At 71.1% G+C, this 19,874-nt stretch carries 19 protein-coding genes; 10 read left to right on the forward strand and 9 right to left on the reverse strand.

Features of this window, described 5'->3' with window-relative positions:
• Nucleotides 1-21 precede the first annotated feature (21 nt).
• From AB0I04_RS34260 to AB0I04_RS34290, 7 genes are read left to right on the forward strand one after another with little or no spacing between them, the layout of a single operon-like run.
• On the forward strand, nucleotides 22-1,044 hold the full coding sequence (locus AB0I04_RS34260) for a PfkB family carbohydrate kinase (RefSeq protein ID WP_360894064.1): 1,023 nt from the start codon (nucleotides 22-24) through the stop codon (nucleotides 1,042-1,044).
• Nucleotides 1,045-1,046: 2 nt separating this feature from the next.
• Nucleotides 1,047-2,336, forward strand: coding sequence for an extracellular solute-binding protein (locus AB0I04_RS34265; protein ID WP_360894067.1), 1,290 nt, complete (start codon nucleotides 1,047-1,049; stop codon nucleotides 2,334-2,336).
• A complete protein-coding gene (locus AB0I04_RS34270; RefSeq protein ID WP_360894070.1) occupies nucleotides 2,337-3,272 on the forward strand; it encodes a sugar ABC transporter permease in 936 nt (311 codons plus the stop codon).
• Complete coding sequence (locus AB0I04_RS34275; protein WP_360894073.1) at nucleotides 3,269-4,174, forward strand: carbohydrate ABC transporter permease; 906 nt, start codon at nucleotides 3,269-3,271, stop codon at nucleotides 4,172-4,174. Before AB0I04_RS34270 ends, AB0I04_RS34275 begins: the two co-directional genes overlap by 4 nt.
• Complete coding sequence (locus AB0I04_RS34280) at nucleotides 4,167-7,067, forward strand: glycoside hydrolase family 2 TIM barrel-domain containing protein (protein WP_360894076.1); 2,901 nt, start codon at nucleotides 4,167-4,169, stop codon at nucleotides 7,065-7,067. The genes AB0I04_RS34275 and AB0I04_RS34280 overlap by 8 nt, the downstream gene beginning before the upstream one ends.
• Nucleotides 7,064-7,966 carry a sugar phosphate isomerase/epimerase gene (locus tag AB0I04_RS34285; RefSeq protein WP_360894079.1) on the forward strand — a complete coding sequence of 301 codons (903 nt, stop codon included), beginning with the start codon at nucleotides 7,064-7,066 and terminating at the stop codon, nucleotides 7,964-7,966. Before AB0I04_RS34280 ends, AB0I04_RS34285 begins: the two co-directional genes overlap by 4 nt.
• On the forward strand, nucleotides 7,963-9,093 hold the full coding sequence (locus AB0I04_RS34290) for a Gfo/Idh/MocA family oxidoreductase (RefSeq protein WP_360894082.1): 1,131 nt from the start codon (nucleotides 7,963-7,965) through the stop codon (nucleotides 9,091-9,093). The genes AB0I04_RS34285 and AB0I04_RS34290 overlap by 4 nt, the downstream gene beginning before the upstream one ends.
• 66 nt (nucleotides 9,094-9,159) lie before the next feature.
• Here the strand turns inward: AB0I04_RS34290 and AB0I04_RS34295 are convergent, their stop codons facing one another.
• Both AB0I04_RS34295 and AB0I04_RS34300 read right to left on the reverse strand, forming a co-directional pair.
• On the reverse strand, nucleotides 9,160-10,521 hold the full coding sequence (locus AB0I04_RS34295) for an MFS transporter (protein WP_360894085.1): 1,362 nt from the start codon (nucleotides 10,519-10,521) through the stop codon (nucleotides 9,160-9,162).
• A 32-nt stretch (nucleotides 10,522-10,553) separates the two neighbouring features.
• On the reverse strand, nucleotides 10,554-11,345 hold the full coding sequence (locus AB0I04_RS34300; protein ID WP_360894088.1) for a glycerophosphodiester phosphodiesterase: 792 nt from the start codon (nucleotides 11,343-11,345) through the stop codon (nucleotides 10,554-10,556).
• Between the two features lie 177 nt (nucleotides 11,346-11,522).
• On the opposite strand from AB0I04_RS34300, the gene AB0I04_RS34305 reads away from it, so the two are divergent.
• On the forward strand, nucleotides 11,523-11,792 hold the full coding sequence (locus tag AB0I04_RS34305; protein ID WP_360894091.1) for an EF-hand domain-containing protein: 270 nt from the start codon (nucleotides 11,523-11,525) through the stop codon (nucleotides 11,790-11,792).
• A 90-nt stretch (nucleotides 11,793-11,882) separates the two neighbouring features.
• On the opposite strand, the gene AB0I04_RS34310 is transcribed toward AB0I04_RS34305, so the two are convergent.
• Nucleotides 11,883-12,455, reverse strand: a complete 573-nt coding sequence (locus AB0I04_RS34310; RefSeq protein ID WP_360894094.1) for a helix-turn-helix domain-containing protein — start codon at nucleotides 12,453-12,455, stop codon at nucleotides 11,883-11,885.
• 72 nt (nucleotides 12,456-12,527) lie between these two features.
• Between AB0I04_RS34310 and AB0I04_RS34315 the strand changes: the two genes are divergently transcribed.
• Complete coding sequence (locus tag AB0I04_RS34315) at nucleotides 12,528-13,457, forward strand: DMT family transporter (RefSeq protein ID WP_360894097.1); 930 nt, start codon at nucleotides 12,528-12,530, stop codon at nucleotides 13,455-13,457.
• Nucleotides 13,458-13,473: 16 nt separating this feature from the next.
• Here AB0I04_RS34315 and AB0I04_RS34320 read toward each other — a convergent pair whose 3' ends face one another.
• Nucleotides 13,474-14,013, reverse strand: a complete 540-nt coding sequence (locus AB0I04_RS34320) for a TrmH family RNA methyltransferase (RefSeq protein WP_360894100.1) — start codon at nucleotides 14,011-14,013, stop codon at nucleotides 13,474-13,476.
• Complete coding sequence (locus tag AB0I04_RS34325; protein ID WP_360894103.1) at nucleotides 14,010-14,615, reverse strand: methyltransferase; 606 nt, start codon at nucleotides 14,613-14,615, stop codon at nucleotides 14,010-14,012. The genes AB0I04_RS34320 and AB0I04_RS34325 overlap by 4 nt, the downstream gene beginning before the upstream one ends.
• A 100-nt stretch (nucleotides 14,616-14,715) precedes the next feature.
• On the opposite strand from AB0I04_RS34325, the gene AB0I04_RS34330 reads away from it, so the two are divergent.
• Nucleotides 14,716-15,168, forward strand: a complete 453-nt coding sequence (locus AB0I04_RS34330) for a hypothetical protein (protein WP_360894106.1) — start codon at nucleotides 14,716-14,718, stop codon at nucleotides 15,166-15,168.
• Between the two features lie 38 nt (nucleotides 15,169-15,206).
• On the opposite strand, the gene AB0I04_RS34335 is transcribed toward AB0I04_RS34330, so the two are convergent.
• The 4 genes from AB0I04_RS34335 to AB0I04_RS34350 form a co-directional block, all read right to left on the reverse strand.
• Nucleotides 15,207-16,625: an amidase gene (locus AB0I04_RS34335; protein WP_360894109.1), complete on the reverse strand. Its 1,419-nt coding sequence runs from the start codon at nucleotides 16,623-16,625 to the stop codon at nucleotides 15,207-15,209.
• Between the two features lie 296 nt (nucleotides 16,626-16,921).
• The gene (locus AB0I04_RS34340; protein ID WP_360894112.1) at nucleotides 16,922-17,869 is read right to left on the reverse strand and encodes a VWA domain-containing protein; all 948 of its coding nucleotides are present in this window, start codon (nucleotides 17,867-17,869) and stop codon (nucleotides 16,922-16,924) included.
• The gene (locus AB0I04_RS34345; protein ID WP_360894115.1) at nucleotides 17,866-18,822 is read right to left on the reverse strand and encodes a DUF58 domain-containing protein; all 957 of its coding nucleotides are present in this window, start codon (nucleotides 18,820-18,822) and stop codon (nucleotides 17,866-17,868) included. Before AB0I04_RS34345 ends, AB0I04_RS34340 begins: the two co-directional genes overlap by 4 nt.
• Nucleotides 18,819-19,823: a MoxR family ATPase gene (locus tag AB0I04_RS34350; protein WP_360894118.1), complete on the reverse strand. Its 1,005-nt coding sequence runs from the start codon at nucleotides 19,821-19,823 to the stop codon at nucleotides 18,819-18,821. Before AB0I04_RS34350 ends, AB0I04_RS34345 begins: the two co-directional genes overlap by 4 nt.
• Nucleotides 19,824-19,874 lie beyond the last annotated feature (51 nt).

The raw sequence follows: 19,874 nt of genomic DNA on the forward strand, positions 1-19,874 counted from the left end.
CCCCACCTCAAGGTCATTTCGATGGGTGACTCCGGCATCGCGCGAACGGATCGTGCCGCGCAAACGAACACCGCCCTCCCCGCGGACGGTGTCGACGTCTTCGTCTCCGGGCTGCTGTTCCACGACCTGGTGCTGACCGGCCTGGACCGGCCGCCCAAGCCGGGCACGGAGACGTGGACCACCGGCATGGGCACGGGCCCCGGCGGCATCGCCAACTTCGCGGTCACGCTCGCTCGTCTCGGCCTGCGCGTCGGGATGGCGGCGGCGTTCGGCGACGACCGGTACGGCCGGGACTGCTGGGAGACCCTCGAGGCCGAAGGGGTCGACCTGTCCTGGTCCCGGCGATTCGCCGACTGGACCACGCCCGTGACGGTCTCGCTCGCCTACGACGGCGATCGCGCTCTCGTCAGCCACGGCACGACACCGCCGGACCTGCCGGTCGCCCCGCCGCCGGCCCGCGCGACCGTACTGCACGTCGGGCCCGAGCCGATCCCCTGGCTCGACGGCGCCGACCTGGGGCTGGTCTTCGCCGACCTCGGCTGGGACCCGTCCGGGCAGTGGGCCCCCGACGTCCTGGTCCGGCTCGCCCGCTACCACGCCTTCCTGCCCAACGAATGGGAGGCGATGGCCTACACCCGCACCGACAACCCCGAGGCCGCCGTCGTACGGCTGGCCGAGTTCGTCCCGCTCGCCGTCGTCACCCGCGGCGCCGACGGTGTGATCGCCATCGACGGGTCCACGGGCGAGACCGCGTCGGTGACCGGGCTCCCCGTCGACGCGGTGGACCCGACCGGGGCCGGCGACGTGTTCGGCGCGAGCCTCGTCGCCGCCACGCTCGCCGGCTGGCCGCTCGCCGACCGGCTGCGTTTCGCCAACCTGTCCGCCGCGCTGTCGCTCCGGCGGCCCGGCGGCTCCCTGTCCGCGCCCGGCTGGACCGGCATCGCCGCCTGGTGGCGTTCCGTCCGCTCCTCGTCCGGCGACCCGCGGATCCTCCGTGACTACGCGTTCCTCTCCGACGTCATCCCACCCCTCGAAGGGCCATGAAGATGGAACTGACACGCAGAAGACTGCTCCAGGCCGGCCTGCTCACCGGCGCGGGACTCGCCGCGAGCGCCTGTGGCAGCGGCTCCGGTGCCGGCTCGGCCAGCCTGGCCGGCAAGAAGATGGCCGTCTGGGTCTGGGACGGCTGCATCAGCCCGAACGTCCTCAAGCAGGCCGTCGCCCACTTCACCCAGACCAAGGTGACCCCGTCCGTCATCGGAGGGGATTTCAAGCAGAAGCTGGTCACCACGATGACCAGCCGCGCGTTCCTGCCGTCGATCACCGGGGTCAAGGGCGAGGACATCGCGTCGTTCAAGGGCAACTACGCCGACCAGTTCGTCGACCTCAACACCCTCGGCGCCGGCAAGGTCACCTCGCAGTACGTGGGGTGGAAGCTGAAGCAGGCCACGACCAAGGACGGCAAGCTGCTCGGCCTGCCCATCGACATCGGCCCCTGCGCCCTGTTCTACCGGCAGGACGTCTTCGCCAAGGCGGGGCTGCCGACCGACCCCAAGGACGTGTTCGCCGCCGCGTCCACCTGGGACGACTACTTCGCGCTCGGGGTGAAGCTCAAGAAGGCCAACCCGAAGTCCTTCATGATCGACGACGGCACCTCGCCGTTCACCTACACGGTCCAGCAGGGCACGAAGCGGTTCATCGACGAGAACAACCACTTCATCGGCGACCAGGACCATATCCGCACGGCCTGGGACCGGTCGATCAAGGCCATGCAGCTCGGCATCGTGCAGCCCTTCGCCGATCCGGGCAGCACCGACTCGAACGCGGCCTACAACAACGGTACGGCCGCCAGCTCGGTCGGCGCCGCCTGGCACTACCTCGACCTGGTGCAGGCCGCTCCCAAGACCTCGGGCAAGTGGCGGGTGGCGAGCATGCCGGGCGGGCCGGCCAACTTCGGCGGTTCGTTCCTGACCATCCCCGCGCAGGGCGGCGACCACAAGCTGGCCTTCGAGGTCATCACCTGGCTGCTCAACCCGCAGAACGAGGCGCAGACCTGGGTCGACAACGGCAACTTCCCGGCCAACACGGGAAGCTACACGCTGCCCACGATGACCGCGCCCGTCCCGTTCTTCGGCGGCCAGAAGGCGATCGAGATCTTCGCGCCAGCCGCACAGAAGATCCAGGCCCAGTATGAGGCGCCGTCCGACGCCGCGGTCTCCGACCCGTTCCAGTCCGAGCTGAAGAACGTCTGGGCCAAGCACAAGGACCCGGAGAAGGCCTGGTCGGACGCGGTGAGTACCGCGAAGCAGGTCGCCCAGCGCCAGGGCGTGAACTAGATGGCCGCTACGCGGGCCGTCACCAAGGGACCGGGGAAGAAGGGGGCGCTGCGGACCTTCTGGCCGCAGTACCTCGCGATCTCGCCGTTCTACGTGCTGTTCGCCGTGTTCATGCTGGGCCCCGTGCTGTTCTCGCTCTACCTGGCGTTCCAGAAGTGGAACGGCCTGGGGCCCATGCAGTTCGTCGGGCTGCAGAACTTCCGGTTCCTGGTCAAGGACAGCCTCTTCTGGCAGTCGCTGACCAACACGTTCGCCATCTGGTTCCTGTCGACCGTACCGATGCTGATACTGGCGCTGATCCTCGCGGCCATGCTGAACTCGGCGGTGCGGCTCGGCGGCTTCTACCGGATCGCGTACTTCATTCCCAACGTGACCTCGCTCGTGGCCGTCGCGATCTTCTTTGGCTCCGTGTTCGCCAACCAGGTCGGCCTGATCAACGACGTCCTCCGATGGCTGCACATCTCGCCCGTCGGCTGGCTGACCGGCAGCTTCACGATCAAGCTGGTCATCGCGTCGCTGATCACCTGGCAGTGGACGGGCTACAACGCGATCATCTATCTGGCCGGCATGCAGGCGATCGACTCCGAGCTGTACGAGGCCGCCCGCATCGACGGCGCCGGCGCGGTGCAGTGCTTCCGGCGCATCACCATCCCGCAGCTGCGGCCGATCATCCTGTTCACGGTCATCATGTCGGCCATCGGCAGCATGCAGACCTTCACCGAGCCGCAGGTGCTGTTCGGCAGCACCGACGCGACCAACCCCGACACCGGCGGTCCCGGCCACGCCGGCCTGACCACGGTTCTGTACCTGTACCGCGAGGCGTTCGACTTCAACCAGTACGGGTACGGTGCCGCGATCGCCTGGGCGCTGTTCCTCGTCATCCTGCTGTTCACCGCGATCAACTGGCGCGTGGTGGCCCGAAGGAGAACACCGTGAGCCATGCCGTGAGAGACAAGAGCGTCCCCGTGGTCGGGACCTCGGACCTGGCACGCCGGGCGAACCAGCGGGCCGGGGCGGCACGGCGGGTCAAGAGAGCCGCCCTGCACCTGATGCTGATCGTCGGCGTGCTGGTGTCGATGTTCCCGTTCTACTGGACGGCGGTGATGGCCACCAACACCACGGAGGACATGTACCGCAACCCGCCGGCGCTGGTCCCCGGGACGCACCTGTGGCACAACATCCAGCGGGTCTTCCAGACAATCGACTTCTTCGGCTCGCTGCTCAACACGGTCATCGTGGCCGTCGCGACGACCGCTCTGGTGCTCTTTATCGACTCGCTGGCGGCGTTCACGTTCGCGAAGTTCGAGTTCCCGGGGAACCGGATACTGTTTCGGCTCCTGCTGCTGACGCTCATGCTGCCGGCCCAGCTCTCCCTCATCCCGCGCTTCGTGCTCATGGTGCAGCTGCACTGGGCGGGGACGCTGAACTCGCTGATCTTCCCTGGGGTGGCCAACGCCTTCGGCATTTTCTGGATGCGCCAGTACATCCAGAGCGCCGTACCGGACGAGCTGCTCCAGGCCGCCCGCCTCGACGGCTGCGGGTTCCTGCGGCAGTACTGGCACGTCGCGCTGCCCGCCGTCCGGCCCGCCCTGGCCTTCCTCGGCATCTACACGTTCATCCAGGCCTGGAACGACTACGCCTGGCCGCTGATCGCGATGATCAATCCGAAGAAGGTCACGCTGCAGGTGGCACTCGCCCAGCTCAACACCGCCCACCACACCGACTACAGCATGGTGATGGCCGGGACGTTCCTCGCAGTCCTGCCGCTCGTCGTGGTGTTCATCCTGTTCGCCCGGCAGTTCATCCGCGATGTCATGAAGGGGGCCCTGCGTGGTTGAGCGCCCCTGGGCCTCACCGGAACTCACCGGATGGCGGCGGCTGCCGATGCACTCCCTGCGGAGGCCCGCCGCCGTACCGCTGGACGGGCGCTGGCGGTTTCAGCTGCTGCCCTCGCCCGAGGCGGAGGTGACGGCCGCCTGGGAGGAGGCCGACGTCCCGGGCTGCTGGACGATGCAGGACAGCGGCGACCTGCCGCAGTACACCAACTTCCGGATGCCGTGGCCGGACCTGCCACCACACCCGCCGGCGGCCAACCCGACCGGCGTGTACGAACGCGAGGTCGCCGTTCCCGCCGACTGGGCCGGGCGACGGATCATCCTGCACGTCGGAGCGGCCGAGAGCGTCCTCATCGCCCAGATCGGCGGGGTCACCGCCGGGATCGGCAAGGACTCGCACCTGGCAACCGAGTTCGACGTCACCGACCTGGTCCGGCCGGGGGAGACCACCACCGTCCGGCTCACCGTCGTGAAGTGGTCCGACGCGACCTTCATCGAGGACCAGGACCAGTGGTGGCACGGCGGCATCACCCGCCCGGTCCTCCTCTACTCCACCGACCCGCTGTACCTCGCCGACGTGCGGGTCACCGCCCACCGCGGCGGGCACCTGCGGGTGGACGCCGACGTACGGTCGATGCACGGCCGGCTGCCCGGTGGATGGCGGGTCTCCGCGACCCTGGGCGGGATCGACCTGGGCGTGGACACGGCGTACGGCGCCCTGCTCGCCGAGCGCGACCAGATCTCCGCCTGGGAGGGACGGGTCCGGTTGCGCAGGACCATCCCGGGCGTCCGCCCCTGGTCGGCCGAGCTTCCCACGCTGTACGACCTGGTCGTGCGGGTGCACGACGCGGACGGGACCGTCACCGACGAGACCACGCTGCGCGTCGGCTTCCGCGACGTCGAGGTCAGCGGCCGTGACCTGCTCGTCAACGGCGAACGCGTCTACATCCGCGGCGTCAACCGGCACGACTTCCACCCGCGGACCGGCCGCGTGGTGTCCCCGGAGGACATGCGCGCCGACCTGATGACCATGAAGCGCTTCGGGTTCAACGCGATCCGCACCTCGCACTACCCGAACGACCCGGTGCTGCTCGACCTCGCCGACGAGCTCGGCCTGTACGTGGTGGACGAGGCGAACGTCGAGAGCCACGCGTACGCGCGGGAGATCTGCGACGACCCGGCCTACCTGTCCGCGTTCGTCGACCGCGTGTCGCGGATGGCACGGCGGGACGTGAACCACCCCAGCGTCATCATCTGGTCGCTCGGCAACGAGAGCGACTACGGCGTCAACCACGACGCCGCCGCCGGCTGGCTGCGGGCCTTCGACCCGACGCGGCCCGTCCAGTACGAGGGCGCCATCAAGTACGACTTCGACGGCGGCCCGATCAGCGACATCGTCTGCCCGATGTACGCCTCCATCGAGGAGATCACCGCCTACGCCCGCTCCGGACGGCAGGACCGGCCGCTGATCCTGTGCGAGTACTCCCACGCGATGGGCAACAGCAACGGCACCCTCGCCGACTACTGGGCGGCCATCGAGTCCACGCCCGGCCTGCAGGGCGGCTTCATCTGGGAGTTCTGGGACCACGGCCTGCTGCAGCGCCTCGACGACGGCCTGCCCGCCCCGGAGGGGACGTACGCCGCGGGTGTCGCCGGGCCGGGGTACCGGTGGGCGTACGGCGGTGACTTCGGCGACGAGCCGAACGACGGGAACTTCTGCGCCGACGGCGTCGTCTTCCCCGACCGCACACCGAAACCGGCGATGTACGAGCACCGCGAGCTCGCCGCCCCGGTCCGCCTGACGGACGACGCCGGCGTGATCCGGGTGCACAATCGCCAGCATTTCCGCGACCTGTCCTGGCTGACCGCCGAGTGGCTCCTCGACGCCGACGGAGCGGCCGTCCGGACGGCGCCCGCCGAGCTGCCGGACATCCGGCCCGGCGGATCGGCGCTCCTCACGCCGCCCGCAGCGCTCATCGGCCACCTGCCCGGTGACGGCGAACTCTGGCTCACCCTGCGGGTGACGGTGCGCGACGACCAGCCGTGGGCGGCGGCCGGCACCACGATGTGCCTGCCGCAGATTCGTCTGCGCACCGAACGGCGGGACCTGCCGCTTCGGGCGAGCGGCAGGGTGGGCGGCCCTCCGATCGAGGTCGACCACGACGGGCTGCTGGTCCACCCGCTGCTCGCCGCGCCACCGACGCTCAGCCTGTGGCGGGCGCCCACGGACAACGACCGGCTCGCCGGGCTCGGCGCCCGCTGGGCGGATCAGGGGCTGCCGGAACCCGTCCGGGTGCCGGTCGACGTGGTACGTGACGGCGACCGGGTCACCGTTCACGCGCGCTACCTCGGCGGACTGGTCGTCCACGAGCAGTCGTTCACGCCGATCGCGGACGGGATCCTGGTCGAGGAGACCGCCGTGCTCGGCGACGCGCTGACCGACGTCGCGCGGGTCGGCACGGTCTTCGAGACCGTCGCCGGGTTCGAGCGCGTCTCGTGGTACGGGCAGGGGCCCTGGGAGACCTACCCTGACCGGTGCGCCGGCGGCCCGGTCGGCTCCCATCAGGCCGCGATCGACGACCTGTTCACTCCGTACCTGCGGCCGCAGGAGAGCGGCGGCCGGCACGGAGTCCGCCGGTTCGAGCTCACCGGACCGGCGCACACGCTGCGGGTACGGCTCGACGGGCCACGTCAGGTGAGTCTCACCCGGTACCGCGCGGCCGACCTCGCGGCGGCCTCCCACCACGACGAGCTCGTGCCACGGCCGGAGTGCGTCGTGCACGTCGACGCCGCGCACCGCGGCCTCGGCACGGCGTCCTGCGGTCCCGACACCCTGCCCGCCTTCCTGGTGGGACCGGGCACCCACCGATGGTCCTGGACTCTGGAGACGACGTGACGGCGAACCGAACCATCCGGGTGGCCAGCGCCCCCGTGAACTTCGGCATCTACCGGTCGAACACCACCCTCGGCCCGGAAGAACTCCTGGCGAGCATGGCCGACCACGGCTACGACGGCACCGACTCCGGCCCGATCGGCTACCTCGGCGCCGGGCCGGGGCTGGGCGACCGGCTCGCCCGGCACGGGCTCGCGCTGGCCGGCGGCTGGGTCGACCTGCGGTACGGCGACGCCGACGGCTTCGACGAGGACCTCGGCAAGCTCCGCCACGCCCTGGAGTGGTTCCGTTCCGCGCCGGTGGACGACCCGTGGTTCGCGCCGCGCCCGACGCTGGCCTGCCCGAGTAACCCGGAGCGGTTCGCCCACCCCGGCACCCCCGTACGGCCCGGCGTGCCCGACGCGATGTGGCCGGCGTTCGCGGCACGTGTGCAGCGCGCCGCCGACGCCTGCCGGGCCGCCGGCCTCGAGCCCGCCTTCCACCAGCACCTCGGCACCGATGTGGAGACCTACGAGGAGGTCGAGCGCCTGCTCGAGCTCACCGACGTGGGGATCTGCCTCGACACCGGCCACCTCATGCTGGCCGGCGGGGACCCGTTCCAGGCGCTGCACGCGTGGGCGGGCCGGATCACCCAGGTGCACGTCAAGGACGCCCGCCACGACCTGCACGAGCAGGCCCGCGAGGATGAGGCGGACCTGACGGAGCTGGTGCGCCGCGGCGGCTTCTGCGCGCTGGGCGAGGGCGACCTCGACGTGCCCGCGTTCGTCCGTGCCCTCAAGGACGCCGGGTACACCGGCTGGGTCGTCATCGAACAGGACGCGCCCGCCACCGGCCAGGACCTGGACACCATCCTCGCCGACCAGCGGGCCAACCGGGAGCTGCTGCGGAAGGCCGGGCTGTGAGGGTCAGGATCGCCGTCGCGGGTCTCGGCGTCATCGCGCAGACCGTGCACCTGCCGCTGCTGGAGCGGCTCCGCGACCGGTTCGAACTGACCGCGGTCTGCGACCTGTCGCCCTCGCTCACCGAACGGACGGCCGACCGGTACGGTGTGCCCGGCCGGTACACCGACATCGAGACGATGCTGGCGGCGGGCGGGTTCGACGCGGTCGCGCTGCTCACCTCCGGCTCGCACGGCCCGGCCGCCGCCTCCGCGCTCCGGCACGGCTACTTCGTGCTGTGCGAGAAGCCACTGGCCTACACCCGGGCCGAGGCCGCGGAGCTCGCCGCGCTCGACAGCGGGCCGGCGCCGAAGCTGATGGTCGGCTACATGAAGCAGTACGATCCGGCGGTCGCGCGTGTCGTCGCGGCGAACGCCGCCGCCGGTGCGCAGGCGATCCAGGTGACCGTGCTGCATCCGAGCGACGGCGCGCAGCTGGCGTTCGCCCGGCTGCCCGCACCGCCGCAGGACGTGCCCGCGGACACGCTCGCCGCCCTGCGAACCGCCGACGACGACCTGCTACGGGCCGCCGTCGGCGACGTTCCGGCGGCGGCGCGCAGGCTCTACACGACGACGCTGAACAGCATCAGCCACGACTTGTCGCTCCTGCGCCTGCTGGCCGGCGGGGTCGCCACCATCGACCACGTCGCGCTCTGGCCCGACCACCGCGAACGACCGGCCGCCGCCGGGCGGTCCATCGAGCTGGCCGGGACGCTGGGCACGGGCGGCCGGTACACGATCCACTGGCACTTCCTGGCGGACTACCCGGCCTACCGGGAGACGGTGGCGATCCACCACGCCACCGGATCGGCCGAGCTGGTCTTCCCGACGCCGTACCTGCTCGGCGCACCGACACGGCTCACCATCGTCGAGGGCGACGGCGGGGCCGAACGGCGCGCGGAGTACACCGATGTGACACCGTCGTTCGAGAACGAACTGCTCGCCTTCCACGCCATGGTCACCGAGGGCGTACCGCCGCTCACCGGTGTGGCCGGGGCGACCGAGGACATCGTCACGGCACAGCTGGCCGTACGTCACCTGGCGGGGACCGCCACGGGCGGCGAGGCCGCGGAGCCGCGCTCGCCGCGATGATCCTTCCTGGCGACTGCGGGTCCGACGTCCCGAGGACCGAGGATCCGCGAACACCGGGGCCGGCCCTCAGAGGCGGCGGGGGAGGGGGTTGCCGGCCTCGCGGACGCCGCGCGGGACGTTCACGGTCAGCAGCAGCCCGAAGCCGACGATGAAGAAGACGATCAGTGAGGCGATGGCGTTGCGGTAGCTGTCGGTCCACTGCAGGGCGGCGGCGAACACCAGCGGCCCCAGCCAGCTCGTGCCCTTGTCGCTGATCTCGTAGAAGCCGAAGTACTCCGCCTCACGGTCGCGGGGCAGCAGATGGGAGAACAGCGACCGCGACAGCGCCTGCGTGCCGCCCAGGACGATCCCGATGGCGGCGGCCAGGGCGAGGAACTCCGCCGGCGACCGGCGCTGCAGCGCGTAGCTCGCCAGCACGACGACCACCCAGACGAGGAGGGAGGCCAGCACGACCCGCTTGGTGCCGTACCGCTGGGCGAGGCGGCCCAGCAGCAGCGCCCCGCCGAACGCGACGAACTGGACGAGGAGCACCGCCGCGATCACGTTCGTCTGGCCCAGTTTCAGCTCCTCCGTCGCGAATGTCGCCGACATCGTGATGACCGTCTGCACGCCGTCGTTGTAGACCAGGAAGGCGAGCAGGAACAGCAGGGTGACGGGCCGGTTGCGCACGTCGCGCAGGGTGGTGGCCAGCTGGGTGAACCCGGCGCGTACGGCGGCGGGCAGCGACTCGGCCGAGCGCACGCGGCGCCGGTTGTGCAGCGTGCGCAGCGGGATGAGGGTGAACGCCGCCCACCAGACACCGGCCGAGGCCATGCTGATGCGCACCGCTGCCGACTTGGACAGCCCGAAGTCGTCGTGCAGCAGGAACAGCACGAGGTTGAGCACGAGCAGCAGCCCGCCGCCGAGGTAACCCAGGCCCCAGCCGCGCGAGGACACCGCGTCGCGTTCGTCGGGTTCGGCGATGTCGGGCAGGAAGGAGTTGTAGACGACACTCGAGGCGCCCAGCGCGAGGTTGGCCACGACGAACAGCACCGCGCCGAGGAGATACCGGCCGCCGCTCACGAAGTACAGGCCCATGGTGGCGAACGCGCCGACGTAGGCGAACGCGCCCAGCAGCTCGCGTTTGCGTCCCGTGTGGTCGGCCAGCGCGCCGGCCAGGGGCAGGACGAGGACCTGGAGGATCACCGACAGGGTGACGGCGAGGGGATAGACCGCCTTGGCCCGGATGTCGGCGCCCAGAGGATGGACGAACCCGCCGGCGTCGGCGGCCGCCTTGGCCACGTCGCTGAGGTACGGCCCGAGGAAGACCGACACGACGGTGGTGTAGAAGGCGGAGTTGGCCCAGTCGTAGAAGTACCAGCCGCGCTGCTCGCGCCGCCGGTCCCGGGCGATGGTGTCGGCGGGGGCGCCGACGGGGGCCAGGCCCACGCTTCCTCCTCGGCCGCCCGCGGTCTCCGGCCCTACGCGGTGGCCGTGGCCCACTGCGCGCGGGCGGTCATGACGTCGCGGAGGGCCTTGATCTCATCGGTGATGATGCCATCAACGCCGAGGTCGAGGAGGCGTTCCATCTCGGCGGGGTCGTTGACCGTCCAGACGTGCACCTGCAGGCCGAGCGAGTGCGCGGTCGCGAGGAACGCCTCGGTGACCAGCGGGGTGCGCCCGACGCGCTGGGGGACCTGGGCGCACGGCACGCCGAGCTCGGCCAGGCGCACCAGCCGGCCCAGCGGCCCGCTCACGGACCGGGCGCGCAGCGTCGCCACGCCCAGCGGGCTCAGGGCCGTGCACACGTCGCGGCCGGACAGCAGGCGCATGCGGGCGCGGGTGTGCCGGAGCCGCCGGTAGGAGAAGGAGGTGACGCACACCCGGTCCCAGGCGCGGGCGCGATGCAGGACCTCGGTGAGCGGGCCGATGGCGTCCTCGGCCTTGACGTCGATGTTGAGGCGGGCGGCGGGCCAGGCGGTGAGGATCTCCTCCAGGCGGGGGATCGGCTCGCGGCCGGCGATCCGCGCCTTGGCGACCTCGGAGAAGCCGCGCCGGGCGATCGGGCCGGTGCGGTCGGTCACCCGGTCGAGGGTGGCGTCGTGGAACGCGACCAGGACGCCGTCGGCGGTGGCGCGCACGTCCGTCTCGAGGTAGCGGTAGCCCAGGCCGATCGCGCGCTCGAACGCCGCCATGGAGTTCTCCCGGCCGTCGGGGGAGCCGCCGCGGTGGGCGAACGGGATCGGGCCGGGGTGGTCGAGATATTCGTACACGGAGCACCTGTCGGATCGTCGCGGTGAGGCCACCTTCCACCGTAGTTACCTTACTACGTAAAGGCGGGCGCTCGATCAACCAATGATCTCTCCGCCTGGTTACGGGCCGAATCCACCGACGTGAACACCGCCGACCGGCGATTCGCCGCAAGCCGGGCATCTCTTCCACTAAGTTGTGTGTCCGGCGTGGCTCAGGGGAGCCGCCGTACCTCCGACCCGGGAAGGCTCGTGATCGTGCCGGACACCAGCGCCTACGCGGCGACCTTCGAGATCGTCGATGTGAACAAGGATGGGCGCGTCTCCGCGCCGGAGCTGAAGCTGCTGATGAAGGCCCTGGGGGAGGAGATCACCGATGAGGCGGCCGCCGAGGTCGTCCGCCGGATGGACTCCGACGGCGACGGCGAGATCTCCCTCGAGGAGTTCGCCGCCTACATGTCGCAGGGCTGACCGTGGCCGGGCCCGCCCGCTCGGCGGGCCCTTCACGGTTCCCGGCGCTCCGCTCGCGAGCGGAGCGCCCGTAACGGGCCCGCCGCGATGTCAGGCGGGTAGCAGGGCGAGGGCCTGATCCCGGGCGTGCGTGATGGGGTCGGGGAAGACGCTCAGGCCGTGGGCGACGAGTGCGCCTTCGTGCAGCAGCATGAGCGTACGGCCGGTCCGATCGGGGTCGTCCGCGCCCGCCTCCCGGGCCAGGCCGGTGAACAGCTCCAGCATCCACTGTTTCTGCCCCGCGATGACGGCCGACGCCGGATGGGCCGGGTCGGTGATCTCGGCATGGGCGTTGACCATGCTGCATCCCCGGGGGCTGGTGTCCTCCATCCACTCCTTCGAGGCGTCGAACACCGCCGTGAGACGACCGGCAGGCCGGGTCGCGCCAAGACGGTCGCCGAGGAAGGCCCGCCAGCGCTCGTCGCGATCGGCGAGGTACTCCACGACGATCTGATCCTTGGACCCGAACCGGTCATAGAGCGTCTTCTTCGTCACTCCCGCCTCGGCGGCGATCAGATCGACCCCGACGGCGTGGATGCCGCGCTCGTAGAACAGTCGGGCGGCGGCCTCCAGGAGCCGGCGCGCTCCGGGTGTCATCGTGATCCGCTCCGGTGTCGTGCGCATATTGCCCAGAGTACACAGATCGGTATAGTGACGCGGTGTGCGGTAAACCGATCTGTATACCGGAGGCCTGCCGTGAACATCCTCCTGTCGGCCGGATTCGTGCTGTGCTGGAGTTCGGGGTTCATCGGCGCCAAGCTCGGCACCGGGACCGCCTCGGCGGTCACGATCCTCACCTGGCGTTTCATCCCTCTGGCCGTGGTCCTGCTCGCCGTCGCCGCCGCGCGCCGTGCCTGGCGCGGCCTGACGGCCCACGAGCTGGCCCGCCAGGCACTGATCGGCGCCCTGTCCCAGAGCGGGTACCTCCTCACCGTCTACGAGGCGATCCGGCTCGGGGTCTCCAGCGGCACCACGGCGCTGATCGACGGCACCCAGCCGCTGATCGTCGCGGTGCTCTCCGGTCCGCTGCTCGGCCGCCCCGTCGCGCGGCGGCAGTGGCTCGGCCTGTGCCTCGGCGTGACCGGCGTCGCCATCGTCACCGCGGCCGACGCCGCCGCCCGTACCGGCGTGGTGTGGTGGGCCTACCTGGTGCCGTTCGCCGGCATGCTGTCCCTGGTGACGGCGACGTTCGTCCAGGGCCGTTCCCGGGCGGAGGTCCCCCCGGAGGTCTCCCTGACCGTCCACTGCACCGTCAGCGCCCTGCTCTTCACGACCCTCGCCCTGAGCACCGGGGCCGTCGTTCCCCCGGCCGCGCCGGAGTTCTGGGGTGCGGTCGCCTGGCTGGTCGCCCTGCCGACGTTCGGCGGCTACGGTCTGTACTGGGTCATGCTGCGGCGCTCGGGCGTGACGGAGGTCAACACGCTGATGTTCCTGATCGCGCCGGTCACGGCCGTGTGGGGCGCTCTGATGTTCGGTGAGCCGTTCGGCGTGCGGACCGCGATCGGCCTGGCGACCGCCCTGGCCGCGGTCGTCGTCGTCCGCGCCGAACGGACGCGTGCCGCCGCACCCCGCTGTGTCACGGCCCGGTCGGTGCGGCCCTCGCCCGCCGAGCGGGGGCGGGCGTAAGGCCATGGCGTACGGGTCAGCGGGCCCATTCGCGGCGGCGGGCCTCGGCCAGGGCGATGGCGGTGGCGACGGCGACGTTGAGGGATCCGACCCGGCCGATCTGGGGGATGTAGGCGACCGCGTCGGCGGCGGCTAGCAGGGCAGGGGAGCAGCCGTGGTCCTCGCCGCCGACGGCCAGGCACACGTCGCCGCCGAGGGGCGCCTCGTGCAGGGGCACCGCGTCACCGGTCAGCTCGATCGCGACGATCCGGTAGCCGGCCTTGTGGGCGGCGCGCGCGGCGTCGGCGACCGGGACGGGCGGCTCCCAGGTGATGAGGCGTTCGGTGCCGAGCGCGGTCTTGCGGGCGTTGGGGTGGGTCGGGGGAGTGGCGTTGCCGGCCAGCCACACGTGGTCCACGCCGAACGCCGCCGCGGACCGCGTGATCGAGCCGATGTTGAACGGCTGGGTCACCGACTCGACGAGCAGCCCGAGGCGGTCCTCGGTGCGCCGCCGCCACGTGCGGTTGAGGCGCTTGACGTCGGTGGGGCGCAGCTGCCGGCGCGCGTCGGTGTTCACGTTGGGTCCTTCGGGTCGACGGCCAGGACGCGGTACCCGGCGCGGGAGGCGATGCGTTCGGTGGGGTGGCCCTGATCGGTCAGCCAGCGCTGGAGGGAGTCGGAGCCGAGGTTCTTCTGCACGACCAGGTGGGCGCGGCCGCCGGGGGCGAGCCGCGCCAGCCAGGTCTGCAGCAATGCGTGCAGGGCCTGCTTGCCGATGCGGATCGGCGGGTTCGACCAGATCGCGGCGAACTGGAGCGCGGGGTCGATCCGATCGGCCAAGCCGAACCTTACATTGTCAAGGCCGGCGGCGTGAGCGTTCCGCTCCGCGACGGTCAGGGCGCGCTCGTTCACGTCAACGCCCCAGACCATCGCCTGCGGCGATCGGCTGGCCAGGGTCAGCGCGATCGGGCCGTATCCGCATCCGAGGTCGAGCAGGTCACCGCGGGGCGGGGGAGGCGGGACGGTCTCCAACAGGACGCGGGTCCCCGGGTCGACGCGGTCGGGGGAGAACATCCCCCGGTCGGTGGCGAGCCGCAGGTGAAGGTCGGGCAGGACGAGGTCGACGGTGCCCGGTCTGCTCTCGGTCTGCGGCTGTCGCGCGAAATAGTGCTCCCCCACGTCGGCTGACCGTACCAGCGTCCGGGGTGGGGGCGGCCTCAGGGACGGCTCGGGGGAATCCCTGATGGCTTTCGCCGCCACTGGAGCGCATCATCACGATATGACGTATGAACCGGATGTACCGCGCCGCTCGGAGTCGACCTGGATCGCCATGTCGGCGGCCTCCGAGGGCCCCTGGGTGGCCGCGCTGGCGGGGGGAACGGCGGTGGGCCTGGCCGACTTCGCCCTGCACCTGCTGGGCTGGCATCCGACCCTGGCCGGCCCGCTGGCCCTGGGCCTCTCGGTGTTCTTCCTGATCGGCGCCGGCGGCGCGCTACTGCGCCGCGGCCATGACCGCGCGCGGGCGTGGGCGCAGCAGCACCCGTGGTCGTACGCCGCGGTCCCGGCCGTCGGCACGGCGGTCACGGTGTTCGCGACCTACCTGTTCCTGTCGGCGCAGGGGCTGTTCGGCAGCCTCTGGGAGGGACTGTCGGACGGGCTCGGCGTCCTGGTCCTGCTCGGGGTCATCGGGTACGTCGCGCGCGGCGTACGCCCGGCCTCCCGGCGCGGCTGAGCGCCGGGAGGCCGGACGGTCCCACGGCCGACGGCCTTTCAGCGCCTTCCGATGGCGAATGGAGGGGTTCGATGATTCCAGGGCATCGCCTGTTCCAGCTGGTCCGCGATTTGGAACAGCAGGTCTTCGCGGCCGTAGGGTGCGATGATCTGCACTCCGATCGGCAGTGCGCCGTCGCTCTGGCCGAGCGGCAGACTGATCGCCGGTTGACCGGAGATGTTGAAGACCATGGTGAACGGGCCGTAGTCGAAGATCGACCGTAGCCAGCTCGTCAGGGTGTGGTCGGGGTCGTCGTAGCGCAGGGTGCCGTGAGGAGCCGGGAGCCGGCCCAGGGTGGGTGTGATGAGCAGGTCGTATTCGGTGAAGAACGCGCCCACTGACCGGGTCACGCGGTTCTGCGCGCCGAAGGCGGCCATCATGTCCAGCGCGCTGTAGTCCTTCGCGGCTCCCAGAAGCCGCCTGGAGACCGCTTCCAGCTTGGCCGGGTCGGGTCGTCTGGGGGCCAGGAGCAGTGTGGAGGCGATCGCGACGGCTGTCGCCGTCGTGCATTGCATGACGTCGTCCCAGTCGAGGACCGGGCGGGCCTCGGTGACGTTGTGCCCCATCTGCTCCAGAGTCCGGCCCACCCGGACCGTCGTCGCCGCCACGTGAGGATCCACCCTCGCTCCCGACCACGCCGCCGTGGTCACCGCCACCCGCAACGGTCCTGGCCCGGCTCCCAGGTCGTCGGCGTACCTGCCCCGTGGCGGCGGCGCGGTGTACTTGTCGCCGACGCCCGGTCCCTGAACGGCGTCCAGCAGGTGAGCGGCGTCACGGACGGTCCGCGTCAAGGCGAACTCATAGGCCATCCCGAGCATCGGCTCTCCCATGTCGGGCCCGCACGGGACGCGGCCTCGGCTTGGTTTGAGGCCGACGAGACCGCAGCAGGCGGCCGGAATGCGGATGGATCCGGCTCCGTCGCCGCCATGGGCGACAGGAACGGCACCGGCCGCGACAAGAGCCGCCGCACCGCCGCTCGACCCGCCGACGCCTCGTTCCGGATCCCACGGATTGCGTGTCGGTCCGTACCTGACCGATTCGGTGGAGAAGCTGATCGCCATCTCCGGCGCGGTGGTGAGGCCGAGGGTGACCAGGCCGGCGGCCCGGAAGCGGGCCATCAGATCGCTGTCATGCCCAGCGACGACGCCCTGCAGGGCCCGGCTCCCGATGGTGAACGGGATCCCCTGAGCCATCGGCCCGTGGTCCTTGATGAGGAACGGGACCCCGGAGAAGGGCCCGGTCTCGGCATGGTCGAGCGCCGGGGTGAACAATGGCAGCGCCAGGCCGTTCACCTCGGCGTTCGCCACGGCCAGGGCCTCGCGCGCCACGGTTTCCACCTCTGCGGCGGTGACCTCTCCCGACCTGATCAGATTCCGAAGCCCGATCGCGTCGTACCGCGCGTACTCGTGAAGTTTCACGGTCAGTCCTTCTGGCGTCCTCGACGCCCGCATCGATCACAGAAGGGTTCCGTATTGCCGGAACCCTCGTCGCTCTCATGGGTCGGCAGCGTCGGGCGAATCGAGCCGCTGCCGGGACAGGCGGCATCGGCAGGGCGACGGTCTCAACCGGGCCGTTGGCTCCGGGACCATCCCCTGCCAGTGATCGAGGTGCTTCTACGCTCGGTACATCACGATCAGGGTCACAGAGGCGGTTCCCACCGTCAACCGAAATTGGGCGCGCCGCAGACGGTGGCGTCTGACCTGGGCCTTGCGGGTCAGGGCAGTCGCTGGAACCAGAGCAGGGACAGGCCGCCGGCGGCCAGGGCGAGCAGCAGCGCGATGAAGATGTACTGGGAGGCCGCCTCCTGGCGTTCGATGCGGTACCCGAGGGAACTGCCGATGTGCTTGTAGACGTCTGAAAGTTCGCCGCCGGCCTGTGCCTCGTAGGCCTTGCCGGAGGTGTCGTTCGCGAGGTTCTTCAGGGTGGTCTTGTTGACCTGCACCGGCACGGTCTCGCCGTCGATGTCGACGGTGCCGTACGGGGTGCCGAACGCGATCGTGGAGACGGGCACCTTGGCGGCGCGGGCCGCGGCGGAGGCCTCGGTGACGGACCGGCCGCTCTGGTTGTCGCCGTCGGACAGCAGGACGATGTGCGAGGGCGGCGGGTCCTGGTTGGCGCGGGCGTCGAAGGAGCGGATCGACTGCAGGGAGGTGAACACCGCCTCCCCGATCGCGGTGCCCTTGCCCAGTTGCAGCCCGTCGATGGCGTGGCCGACCGCGTCGCGGTCGAAGGTGGGGGCGACGATGGCGGAGGCGCTGCCGGAGAAGCTGACGAGGCCGACGTTGAAGCGGATCGGCAGGTCCTGCACGAACTTCTTGGCCGCGCTCTTGGCGGCGTCGAGGCGGGTGGGGGACACGTCGGTGGACTTCATCGACAGGGACACGTCGATGGCCACGATGATGGTGGCGCGTTCACGCGGTACTTTGACGGGTTTGGCGGGCCGGGCGAACCCGACGGTCATCAAGATGATCGACAGCAGGAACAGGGTGGCGGCCACGTGGCGGCGCCATCCGGGGCGGCGGGGCGCGACCTGGGACAGCAGCGTCAGGTTGGTGAAGCGGACGGCGGCCTGCCGCCGGCGGGCCTGCATGAGCAGGTACGCGCCGATCAGCAGCGGGACGAGGGCCAGCAGCCACAGGCGGCCGGGGGAAAGGAAGGTCATGAGCGGCCTCCTCGCGGCTGCGGGCGCCCGGCGACGCGGCGCTGCTGCAGCGCGAAGCGGGCGACGTCGTTGATCCAGTCACGGTCGGTGCGCAGCGTCAGGTGGCCGGCGCCGCAGCCGCGGAGCGCATCGCGGATGCGGGCTCGCTGGGCGGTCGCGGCGGCGGCGTAGGCCGCGCGGACCTTCGCCGACAGGATGATCTCGCGGGTGTCGCCGGTCTCCGGGTCGGTCATCATGACCGGTCCGACGTCCGGCAGGTCGAGTTCGCGAGGGTCGACGATCTCGACGGCGATGACCTGGTTGCGGACGGCGAGCTGGCGCATGGGGCGTTCCCAGGACAGTTCCCCGCCGGAGGTCTCCTGCCGGTCGAGGAAGTCGGAGATGACGACGCGCAGGCCCCGTTTGACCTGGCTTCGGGCCAGGCCGGAGATGGCGTCGCCGAGCCGGGGCCCGCCGGGGCCGGCGGTGCCGCGGGGGGCGTCCAGCAGTGCCTGCAGGAGGGTGTAGGTGGCGACGCGGCCGGTGCGGGCGGGCCAGCGGCGGATCTGCCCGCCGTGCACGATGTGGGCGCCGAGACGGTCGCCGAGGCGGGCGGTGAGGAATCCGATGGCGGCCAGGGCGGCGACGGCGAGGTCGCGTTTCTCCATGCGGGCGGTGCCGAAGTCCATGCTGGGGGACAGGTCGACCAGCGCCCAGGTCTCCAGCTCGTGGTCGGCGATCAGGTCGCGGACGTGCGGGGTGGTGGTGCGGGCGGTGACGGACCAGTCCATGTGGCGGACGTCGTCCTCGCCGGGCTGGTACAGGCGGGCTTCGGCCAGGTCGCTGCCGGGGCCGGGCAGCAGGCCGAGGTGCTCGCCGTGCAGAAGCCCGTCGAGGCGGCGGGTGACCTTCAGCTCCAGTCGTTTGAGCGATCGCTCGGGGACGAGCCGGGTGAGTTTCTGCGAGCGGGTCATGACACGTGCTGGTGGTTCCAGACGACCCGCGGGGGCGGGACGGTGGCCAGGATCCGTTCGACGATGGCGGCGGGGTCGACTCCGTCGGCGACGGCGTCGAAGGACAGCAGGATGCGGTGGGACATGACGTCGACGGCGACGGCGCGGACGTCGTCGGGCAGGACGTAGTCGCGACCGCGCAGGAGGGCCAGGGCGCGGGCGGAGGCGACGAGGCCGAGGGTGGCGCGGGGGCTGGCGCCGATCTCGATGACGCCTTTGAGGTCGGGCAGGCGGTACTGCTCGGGTTCGCGGGTGGCCATGACGAGCCGGACGATGTAGTCGGCGACGAGCTCGTGGACGGCGACCTCGTCGGCGGCGTGCTGCAGGGCGATGAGGCCGTCGGGTTCGAGGATCGGGGCGGCGTCGGGCGGGTCGACGCTCATGCGCTGCAGGATCTGCATCTCCTCGCTGGCGCCGGGGTAGGCGACGTTGACCTTCATGAGGAACCGGTCGCGCTGGGCTTCGGGGAGGGGGTAGACGCCTTCGGACTCGATGGGGTTCTGGGTGGCGATGACGATGAACGGGTTGGGCAGGGGGTGGGTCTTGCCGCCGAGGGAGACCTGGCGTTCGGCCATGACCTCCAGGAGGGCGGACTGGACCTTGGCGGGGGCGCGGTTGATCTCGTCGGCGAGGACGAAGTTGACGAAGACGGGCCCGAGTTCGACGTCGAACTGCTCGGTGGAGGGGTGATAGATGCGGGTTCCGACGATGTCGGAGGGGACGAGGTCGGGGGTGAACTGCAGGCGTGCGAAGGCTCCGCCGGTGACGGTGGCCAGGGTGCCGACGGCGAGGGTCTTGGCGACGCCGGGCACTCCTTCGAGGAGGCAGTGGCCGCGGGCGAGCAGCGCGATGACCATGCGTTCGACCATGTGCTCTTGGCCGACGATGACTTTCTTGACCTCCGCCACGCTCTGCTGCAGCAGGGCTGCCGCCTCTTCGATGTCTCCTACGGCGATCGTCATCTGGTCCCTCGGGTCAGGGTCGTGCTCCGACGTGCACGACCCTATGCGATT

Source organism: Actinoallomurus sp. NPDC050550 (genome assembly GCF_040655075.1).
In the GTDB taxonomy this organism is placed as follows: domain Bacteria; phylum Actinomycetota; class Actinomycetes; order Streptosporangiales; family Streptosporangiaceae; genus Actinoallomurus.